This window comes from Clostridium sp., from assembly GCF_050717535.1.
GTDB lineage: Bacteria > Bacillota > Clostridia > Clostridiales > Clostridiaceae > Clostridium_AD.
In genome coordinates, this window is record NZ_JBOITM010000009.1 from 36806 (window position 1) to 46739 (window position 9934).

At 31.3% G+C, this 9934-nt stretch carries 9 protein-coding genes and 6 tRNA genes; 13 read left to right on the top strand and 2 right to left on the bottom strand.

Annotation, left to right across the window (positions count from 1 at the left end):
- Positions 1-190 precede the first annotated feature (190 nt).
- From ACREVU_RS02215 to ACREVU_RS02240, 6 genes are all read left to right on the top strand, one after another.
- On the top strand, positions 191-862 hold the full coding sequence (locus ACREVU_RS02215; protein ID WP_431549999.1) for a phosphatase PAP2 family protein: 672 nt from the start codon (positions 191-193) through the stop codon (positions 860-862).
- A 285-nt stretch (positions 863-1147) separates the two neighbouring features.
- The gene (locus tag ACREVU_RS02220) at positions 1148-2110 is read left to right on the top strand and encodes a 3'-5' exoribonuclease YhaM family protein (RefSeq protein ID WP_431550000.1); all 963 of its coding nucleotides are present in this window, start codon (positions 1148-1150) and stop codon (positions 2108-2110) included.
- A 29-nt stretch (positions 2111-2139) separates the two neighbouring features.
- The gene (locus ACREVU_RS02225) at positions 2140-2352 is read left to right on the top strand and encodes a DUF3006 domain-containing protein (protein ID WP_431550009.1); all 213 of its coding nucleotides are present in this window, start codon (positions 2140-2142) and stop codon (positions 2350-2352) included.
- Between the two features lie 303 nt (positions 2353-2655).
- Entirely contained in the window at positions 2656-4077 is a 1422-nt protein-coding gene (locus tag ACREVU_RS02230) for an NAD(P)/FAD-dependent oxidoreductase (protein WP_431550001.1), read from the top strand.
- 187 nt (positions 4078-4264) lie between these two features.
- Complete coding sequence (locus tag ACREVU_RS02235) at positions 4265-5551, top strand: adenylosuccinate synthase (protein ID WP_431550002.1); 1287 nt, start codon at positions 4265-4267, stop codon at positions 5549-5551.
- Between the two features lie 267 nt (positions 5552-5818).
- Complete coding sequence (locus ACREVU_RS02240) at positions 5819-6004, top strand: DUF1858 domain-containing protein (protein ID WP_431550003.1); 186 nt, start codon at positions 5819-5821, stop codon at positions 6002-6004.
- A 42-nt stretch (positions 6005-6046) separates the two neighbouring features.
- Here ACREVU_RS02240 and ACREVU_RS02245 read toward each other — a convergent pair whose 3' ends face one another.
- Positions 6047-6634, bottom strand: coding sequence for an ECF transporter S component (locus tag ACREVU_RS02245; RefSeq protein WP_431550004.1), 588 nt, complete (start codon positions 6632-6634; stop codon positions 6047-6049).
- Between the two features lie 298 nt (positions 6635-6932).
- On the opposite strand from ACREVU_RS02245, the gene ACREVU_RS02250 reads away from it, so the two are divergent.
- On the top strand, positions 6933-7685 hold the full coding sequence (locus ACREVU_RS02250) for an acyl-[acyl-carrier-protein] thioesterase (protein WP_431550005.1): 753 nt from the start codon (positions 6933-6935) through the stop codon (positions 7683-7685).
- Positions 7686-7841: 156 nt separating this feature from the next.
- Here the strand turns inward: ACREVU_RS02250 and ACREVU_RS02255 are convergent, their stop codons facing one another.
- A complete protein-coding gene (locus tag ACREVU_RS02255) occupies positions 7842-9071 on the bottom strand; it encodes a BaiN/RdsA family NAD(P)/FAD-dependent oxidoreductase (RefSeq protein ID WP_431550006.1) in 1230 nt (409 codons plus the stop codon).
- 340 nt (positions 9072-9411) lie between these two features.
- Here ACREVU_RS02255 and ACREVU_RS02260 point away from each other — a divergent pair.
- From ACREVU_RS02260 to ACREVU_RS02285, 6 genes are all read left to right on the top strand, one after another.
- A tRNA-Glu gene (locus ACREVU_RS02260) sits at positions 9412-9486 on the top strand.
- A 13-nt stretch (positions 9487-9499) separates the two neighbouring features.
- A tRNA-Val gene (locus ACREVU_RS02265) sits at positions 9500-9575 on the top strand.
- A 5-nt stretch (positions 9576-9580) separates the two neighbouring features.
- Positions 9581-9657, top strand: a tRNA-Asp gene (locus tag ACREVU_RS02270).
- A gap of 11 nt (positions 9658-9668) precedes the next feature.
- Positions 9669-9743, top strand: a tRNA-Thr gene (locus tag ACREVU_RS02275).
- Positions 9744-9765: 22 nt separating this feature from the next.
- Positions 9766-9840 (top strand) — tRNA-Glu (locus tag ACREVU_RS02280).
- 12 nt (positions 9841-9852) lie between these two features.
- A tRNA-Val gene (locus ACREVU_RS02285) sits at positions 9853-9928 on the top strand.
- Positions 9929-9934 lie beyond the last annotated feature (6 nt).

Below are 9934 nucleotides of genomic sequence, written 5' to 3' on the forward strand. Positions count from 1 at the left end.
TGGCTGTATATTTTGGATTACATAGGCTAATATCTGGCATATATACCTTTAATACTAATTCCTTAACCTTTGAAATAAATTTTTTATATAAAGTTAAAAAAAATGAATATTAATCCACATATTGCAGAAAATGTGTATAGGCTTTAAATTTAGTGGGATTTTATCAAAACTCAATAGGAGATGATATAATGTGAAAAAATTTAAAAAAGGATTAATTGCATTGTGCTTTATGGCATCTATTATATTCTCTATTATTTTATATAAATTTCTAAATAATGGTGGTGGATGTATAAATAGTTTAGTAACAAATGCAGATAAATCAATACCATTTCTTAAGATATTTATATTGCCCTACATAAGCTGGTATGGATATGTTGCTATAGGTTTAATATACTTATGTATGAAAAATCGTAGAAATTACTATAATTCTCTTATTAGTTTAAACCTTGGTATATTTATATGTTACATTATCTATGTTGTTTTTCAAACTACGGTACCTCGGCCGATGGTTACGGGGGCAGATGTATTATCTAAATTAGTAAATATGATATATAAAAATGACAATCCATTTAATTGTTTTCCAAGTATGCATGTCACAACAACTTATATTATAATGAAGGGGATTAATCATACTGAAAAGAATATAATTACAGGGATTATTTTTAATATAATAGGGGTACTTATAATTGTATCTACTCAATTTATTAAGCAGCATGTGATATTAGATTTGGTATTTGCTGTGATATTAAGTGAAGTAATATTTAGATTTATTAATAATATTAAAAAAGAACATATTGATATATTAAAAAGTAAACTATGTAGAATTTATATTATAAAAAGAAAATTAAGAAATCCTTCTTAATTGCAGTATTTTTTGAATTTAAATTAAAAAACTTTACAATATAGAGCTTGAATCACTGAATATTTGCCCTTGTTCTTTTATAGGAAATAGCTTGCGAAAATAATTGTGGATAAGGTTTATATTCGACCTACTTTATGTTAAGTTATAATAATATTGGAGGAAAAAGAATAATGATGTATAATTAAAGAGTATAGTTAAGTCTTTAATAGATATAGAAATATTAAGCACTTATATCAGCATAATGTGTTATATATAATAAATTCAATACAATATAAGGAGATAAATATGGAAAACAAGAAGATAAGTGAAATAAAAAAAGGTGACAGGATTGAAAGCTTTTTTGTTATAAAATCTGTAGATAGCAAGGTTACCAATAATAGCAATACAAATAAATATTTAGATTTTAATCTAGGAGATGCTACAGGGGATATAAACGCAAAACTCTGGGAATCCAATGAAGAATTAGAAAGTAAATTTAAGCCTAATATACTAGTTAAGATTAAGGGTAGCGTAAATGAGTGGAGAGGAAAACTTCAATTAAAAATCGAAATGATAAGGCTTACAGAAGAAAGAGATGAAGTTAATATTTGTGATTATGTTGCAGTAGCACCATATTCACCTGAAGTAATGTATAATGATATCCTAAATTATCTATCTAAAATTAAAAATACGGATATTCAAAATATAGTTACTAATATTTTAGAGAATAATGAAGAAAAGCTAATGCATTACCCCGCAGCTAAGTCTAATCACCATGCTATAAGGTCAGGACTGTTATATCACACTACCACCATGCTTAAGGCAGGAGAAAAATTAAGTGAAATTTATACTTTTCTAAATACAGATTTACTGTATGCGGGTATAATACTTCATGATATTGGAAAAATATACGAAATGAATGCTAGTGAGCTTGGAATTGTGTCCGAGTATACAGTAGAGGGTCAACTTATAGGCCATATAGTACAAGGAATTAAAATGATAGAAACAGCAAGTCTTCAGGTTAAAGCGGATAAGGAAGTAACTATCTTATTACAACATATGGTGCTTGCACATCATTATGAAGCGGAATATGGAAGCCCTAAAAAACCTATGATACCGGAAGCTGAAATGTTACATCATTTAGATATAATGGATGCAAGAATGTATGATATGAATAAGGCATTAACGGATATAGATCAAGGTAAATTTTCAGAAAGAATATGGTCCCTAGATAATCTAAGTATTTATAAGAGTTTTATTAATAAATAGATAATAAATCATTGGATAAAGGTGAGGAAATGAAGGGAATAGTAGATAGATTTGAAGGAGATTATGCGGTAGTAGAACTTGATGATGGAAAAATGATTAACATAAATAAAAAGAAATTACCCACAGGAGTACAGGAAGGAATGGTTATACATATATCAGAAAGTATAACTATTAACATAGATGAAACTAACAAAAGAAAAAAAGAAATTGAAAAGCTTACAGAGACATTATGGGAAGAGTAAATTAGCTAGTAGGAAAAATACACTTATTCAGCGAATATGAGTAAGTGTATTTTTCATTTATATGAATAAATAAAATGCTAAGTATGCAAAATATTGTGTACTGTAAAATTTTTAATGAAGTAGGATAAAAAACAGAATTTATCTAATAAGGGTAACGGAAAATAAAATTTATACGAACTATTATCAATAATAAAATACTAATATTCGCATTTAATATTGACTGGGGTAGATACCTCTGATATTATTAAGTAGGGTAACAAACATAGTTAGTTACCCTAGAGTGGTACAAGGAGGATATGTAAAGTGAAAAATTTTTACGATGTAGTTATTGTAGGAGCCGGACCTGCGGGCATATTTACGGCACTAGAAATTGCAAATAAAAAGCCTGAACTTAGTGTACTTATAGTTGATAAGGGAAGAAATATAGAAAAAAGAAAATGTCCAGCTAGAGAAACGGGGATATGTGTTAAATGTAATCCTTGTGGTATAACATTTGGATGGGCAGGCGCTGGAGCTTTTTCTGATGGTAAGCTTTCTCTAAGTCCCGAGGTGGGTGGAAGAATTCTTGAATATTTTTCTGAAGAGGAATCAAAAAAATTAATAAAGTATTGTGATGATATATATATAAAATTTGGAGCAAATGAAAAAGTGTATGGACTTAATAGTGATAAGGTTGATGAAGTTAAATATGAGGCAAGTAAACATAATATTCGTCTTATTGAATGCCCAGTAAGGCATTTAGGAACAGAACTTGCCTATGAAGTTTTAAAATCTATGTACCATCATTTAATGGATAATACCAATACAGAGTTTATTGAACTCAGTGAAGTAGAAGAAATACTAATAGAGGATAACAAAGCTACTGGGGTATTACTAAAAAATAAAGACGGCCTAGTTAAAGTTAATGCAAAGTATGTTGTAGCAGCACCAGGTAGAGGTGGAGCAGAATGGATTTCAAATGAAGCTAAAAAACATAACATTGTGGTTACTAATAATGCAGTAGATATTGGACTTCGTGTAGAGGTACCCAATTCTGTTATGGATCATTTAACAAAAGATTTATATGAAGCAAAATTAGTGTATTATTCTGATACCTTTGACAGTAAGGTTAGAACCTTCTGTATGAATCCAGGTGGAGTGGTATCAGCAGAATATTATGATGATAATAAGATTGCAGTTGTAAATGGGCATAGTTACTCAGATCAAAAGCTTAGGACCACTAATACAAATTTTGCAATGCTTGTATCTACAACTTTTACAGAACCCTTTGATCAACCTATTGATTATGGAAAATATATTGCTCAGTTAGGTAACATGTTAACTGGTGGGGGTATAATGGTTCAAAGACTGGGAGATTTACTAAAGGGAAGAAGAACAGATTATCACAGATTAGCTAAATCAACCACTATTCCTACTTTAAAATCAGCAGTGCCAGGAGATTTAAGTTTTGTACTGCCACAAAGGCATTTAACTTCTATAGTAGAAGCATTAAAGGCTTTTGACAAGATAGCGCCAGGATTATATAGCAAAAACACACTACTATATGGAGTAGAAGTAAAGTTTTATTCTAGTAAGATTAGCACAAATAATAAATTTGAAACTACTATTGGTAATTTATACACTATAGGAGATGGAGCGGGAATAACTAGAGGTTTAATGCAAGCATCTACAACTGGTGTAATTGTAGCAAGGGATATATCAGATAAAGAAGACTGTGACCAATAACTTAAATGGTTGGTTATATTAACATTAAAAGTGTATAATTCAAAGGGTAAGTACATATGAGACACTCAACTAGCCTAAAGGGATAGTGGTTTTACACTTAAATTTATAAAAATTCACAACCGTAGTAATTTAAAAATCAAAGAATTGTAGTATTTTATTGCGGAATGAAAGAAAGCGAGGAATTTATATGTCAGCATTTATTATTTTAGGAGCCCAATGGGGAGACGAAGGTAAAGGTAAGATGACAGATTATCTTGCAGAGGGAGCTGACTTGGTAGTCAGATTTCAAGGCGGAAACAATGCAGGTCATACTGTAGTAGTAGGAGAAAAAGAATATAAACTTCATTTAATACCATCAGGAATATTATATAAAGATAAAATAAATGTAATAGGTAATGGCGTGGTTGTAGATCCAGAAGCGCTATTTACGGAAATTGATTACTTAGAAGCATTAGGAGAAAAAATAACTCCAGAGAGATTAATGATTAGTGATAGGTCACAAGTTATAATGCCATACCATAAAGAATTAGATAACTTATATGAAATTGCTAGAGGTACAAATGATATTGGAACTACTAAAAAGGGTATAGGCCCTTGTTACACCGATAAGGCTGAAAGAAGTGGAATCAGAGTATGTGACCTTCTTAAAAAAGATGTGTTTAAAGAAAAACTTAAAACTAGTTTAGCAATGAAGAATGATATAATAACAAAAGTTTTGGGTGGAAAAGCTTTAGATTTTGAAACAATATATAATCAGTACTTAGAGTATGCAGAAAAAATGAGACCTTTTGTAAAAGATATATCAGTTAAAGTTTTCGACTCAATTAAAGCTGGGAAAAATGTTTTATTTGAAGGAGCACAGGGAACATTGCTTGATATAGATTATGGTTCATACCCTTTTGTAACTTCTTCTAACACTATTGCAGGAGGAGTTTGTATAGGAGCTGGAATAGGACCTACTATGATAACAAATGCTGTAGGAATAGCAAAAGCTTACACTACAAGAGTAGGAAAAGGACCATTTCCAACAGAACTTAATGATGAGGTAGGAGATTGGATTCGTGAAAAAGGATTTGAATTTGGTGTAACAACAGGCAGAGCAAGAAGATGCGGATGGCTTGATCTTGTTATACTAAAAACTTCAGCAAGAATTTCAGGACTTACTAGTTTTGCCGTAACTAAAATAGATACTTTAGCAGGTCTTGAAAAAATCAAGGTTTGTGTAGGATACGAGTTTGAAGGAAGTGTTATAGATTACTTCCCAGCAAGTCTTGAGGATTTGGCTGAATGCGTACCAGTATACGAAGAGTTTGATGGTTGGGATGAAAATATAGCAGAGGCAAGAAGTTATGATGAACTTCCAGAGAATGCAAAAATATACCTTAAGAGAATTGAAGAGTTTACAGGAGTTAAAGTTTCTATAGTATCAGTAGGACCTAAAAGAGACCAAACAATGGTATTAACTGAAATATAGAAATAAGTAAGACATACATATTGTAAAGATTATCTTTGTAATATGTATGTCTTATATATTTTAGGGAATTATAAGTAGTGTAAAAATATGCGTTTATGGTGTATGGTATACAAGTATATACTAAAGATTAAAAAAGTGCGTACTTGTAAAATAGATGCATATAAAATATAATGAGAATGATAATTGAAGTTAAATAAATATTTTTATTTAATTGCTAGTTAAAGTCTGATATAATTATTTTAAATAAAAAAAAGTGAGGTAGATAATATGAAAATAACTAAGGATATGACAATAGGTGAAGTTGTAAGATCAAATCCAGATTCAGTTGAAATATTAATGAATTTTGGAATGGGTTGCGTAGGATGCCCTTCAGCACAAGCAGAAACAATAGAAGAAGCAGCAATGGTTCATGGTCTTGATGTAGAAGCATTAATGACTGCGTTAAACGCATAGAAAAATTAAGACACCTAGCAAAAATGCTAGGTGTCTTTTTCATTATTTTTTTATTTTTTTAATTGATAGAATTACAGGTATGGTAATTATAGTAGCTATTATAGCTTCTGGTACACCGTTTATTAAAGCTATACCATAAATGGTCTTGGCAGCAATAGAAGGGTCTATGCCCTTAGAAGCAGCAAATTTAGCTGCATATAAAATATATATCATAGTAAGAACACCAAAAGTGTTAGTTAAAGAACCGATTACGGTAGCTAGGCCTATTTTTAGGCTATCATTTTTAGTAAAGTTTAGTTTATAAACATAGTAAGAAGTAAGACCAATAAGAACTCTTGGTAATACGGATACTAGAGGATTTATGAAAGCAAAGGATAGTAAATTTGGAGCCATAATATTTTGCATAATGCTAAAAATTCCAAATATTAACCCAATAGCCATTCCAACCATAGGACCCCCTATTATGGAGCCTATAATAACAGGAATGTGCATAATGGTAGCTTTGGCACCAGGAAGTGGAATAAACCCATATCCAGTTAATCCAAGGACTACACAAATAGCTGATAGCATACCGATTGTTGTTAATTGACTTGTTTTTATTCTTCTGATTTTCATAGAATTATTAATCATAATTTCCCTCCGCTCTTATTCCATAAGGATATAAGTCGATTATTTTGATAATCTGAATTTATAGTTCAGTTTCATATTGAATACCGACAATAAGATTTTATCACGTATTTTATAAAAATTAAATAGATAAAAAAAATTTAATAAAAGTATTAAAATTTGTAGTAAAATAAGATATATGTAACTAAACAAATAAATGATTATCACATTATTTGTTAGTTTGATATTATTTTAACACAAACAAACTGAAATTACATAGAAATAATAAAAATTTGTTAATAAGAAATGTAGGAGGAAAAATATGATTAGAATTCCAGCAGTTACAGATAGAAATTATAATATTCATTACTATGAAGTAGATATCCATAAAAGAGCTCTAATTACCAGCATAATAGATTATCTTGGCGATATGGCAATGTATCAAAGTGAAATTTTAGGTGTGGGTATAGGGCACCTTAAAGAGAATGACATGGCATGGGTTTTATATAAATGGGACATAACAATGGAGTCCTATCCACTATTAAACGAAACTATAAAGGTGAAAACTTTTGCACATTCTTTCAGAAAATTTTATGCATATAGGAAGTATGAAATTCTTGATGCTAAAGGAAATAAGATAGGATATGCTGATTCTGTGTGGATTCTAATAAATACCAACAGAAGAAGACCAATAAGAATTACTGAAGATATGTACGTGGCTTATGGTATAGATAATAGCAATACCGATGCTTTAGATATTCCTAATATACCAAAAATAAACACAGTAGACAGTGAAAAAAGTTTCCAAGTTAGGTACAGTGACATTGATACTAATGTGCATGTAAACAATGCAAAATATGTTGCGTGGGCACTAGAGACAATGCCTAAGGATATAGTATTAGATTATGTTTTAAAAAATATAAAAGTAACCTACGAGAAAGAAACAACCTACGGAGAGATCATAAAGGTGAGTACGGAAATTATAAAAGAAGAAAACAAAGTAATATGTAGACACAAAATTATAAACGAAGAGGGTACTGAGCTTACCCTTTTAGAAAGTACTTGGTTGAAGTAATTTAGGGGTTTTTGAAAAGATTACGTTACATAATATTAAGTATATATGCATATAAAAACCGACTTATCTATTTATGAAGAGTCGGTTTTTGTTGTGTTATTTTATAATTAAAGCATAATCCAAGAAAAAACTCTTAACTATTAATAGAACATTTTGCTATTTAGAAGCATTAATGCCTGCAACTGCACCAGAGCTCCAAGCCCATTGAAGGTTGAAACCACCACAATCGCCATCTACATCTAAGATTTCTCCAGCAAAATATAAATTTGGGACAATATTAGACTCTAATGTTTGAGGGTTGATTTCATTTGTATTAATACCACCTGCGGTGACTTGTGCATTGGAAAAAGAATTAGTTCCTGAAACTTCAAATTTCCATTCTTTTAGTAGTTCATATATAGCATTCTTTTCTGTAAGTTCAAGATTGCAGCATAATTTATGGATATCTTCTATTTTTGCATGTTTTAGAATTATTGGAATTACTTTTTTATTAATTATCCCAATGAGTGAATTATTAAGGGATCTATTTCCGAATATAGACCAATGGTTTTCTAAAAATATTTTTAGATCTTCAGCTGAAATTGTTGGTAACAGGTCAATTTGTAGAGATACTTTATTGTTTTTAGCTAAGGCATAGGATGCGGTTCTACTAAGTTGCAGAATTGGAGGCCCAGATATACCGTAGTCGGTAAAGAGTATTTCTCCAAATTCCTTTTGGATGGATTTATTATCTATGAATATTTCCGCATTACCGTCGAATTTCACTCCAGATAATGCCTTTAGTCGATCATAGTTTAATTTAAGCTGTACAAGGGCTGGTACGGGAGATATTACACTGTGCCCTAATTGTTTAGCCAAGGTGTAACCAGATCCATCAGAACCTGTCTTAGGGGCAGATTTACCGCCGGTGGCGATAATTAACTTTTCACACTCATATGTAATATCGTCTGCTATTAAAATTTTAAAGCCTTTATTTTTTTTTATGATTTGTTTAGCCTTTGTATTTATATATACAGGAATATTTTTTTCTTCTAAAGAAAAGCGCAGTATGTCAAGGACAGATGAAGCTTGTAATGACATAGGAAAGATTTTGCCGTCATCTAAAGTCACTAGAGGTATACCTAAATTTTGAAAAAAGTCTATAGTATTATTTATAGTGAAAGAGTCTAGTGTATTTTTAGAGAAATCTGGATTTTCACTGTGATATCTAGTTATATTTATATTTGTGTTACTAATATTACATCTTCCGTTACCAGTGGTTAAAATTTTTTTGCCTACTCTATCGGAACCTTCAATTATGGCTACATCTATTCCTGAAATTTTTGCTATAAGTGCAGAAGTTAAACCGGCGGCACCTCCGCCAACTATTATAAGAGAATGCTTCAAGAAAATCTCTCCTTTCGAAAAATAAATTATATTTGTAATATTAAGTGTGCACCTATGATTTTACCCTAAAACACTTAGGTTTAACATGATTTTCACATAATATTATAAAAAAGTGGTGATTTACTTATAATTATTTGGTTAAGTTTAAAATATTTTCAAAGTTATACTAATTTTTTTTTATTAGACAAACCATTGAAATCACTAGATTCTTGCATTGTTATAAAAAAATAAATAAAAAAAAACAAGAAAATATGTTGACACTTCGACAAAAATTATGTATTATAGTTTATGTTGGGTTGCGAGACGGAAGCATATGATAAACAAACGTAATAATTAATATGGCTCCTTGGTCAAGCGGTTAAGACACCACCCTTTCACGGTGGTAACAGGGGTTCAATTCCCCTAGGAGTCACCAACAAAACATATATGGGAGCATAGCTCAGCTGGGAGAGCATCTGCCTTACAAGCAGAGGGTCACAGGTTCGAACCCTGTTGTTCCCACCATATATGGCCCAGTGGCTCAGTTGGTTAGAGTGCCGCCCTGTCACGGCGGAGGTCGACGGTTCGAGTCCGTTCTGGGTCGCCATTTTTTTTCTCGCTGGCATGGCTCAACGGTAGAGCAGCTGACTTGTAATCAGCAGGTTGTAGGTTCAATTCCTATTGCCAGCTCCAAAAAAACTTAATAAATTAATAAGGCTCCTTGGTCAAGAGGTTAAGACACCACCCTTTCACGGTAGTAACAGGGGTTCAATTCCCCTAGGAGTCACCAATAAACATATATGGGAGCATAGCTCAGCTGGGAGAGCATCTGCCTTACAAGCAGAGGGTCACAGGTTCGAACCCTGTTGTTCCCACCATATATG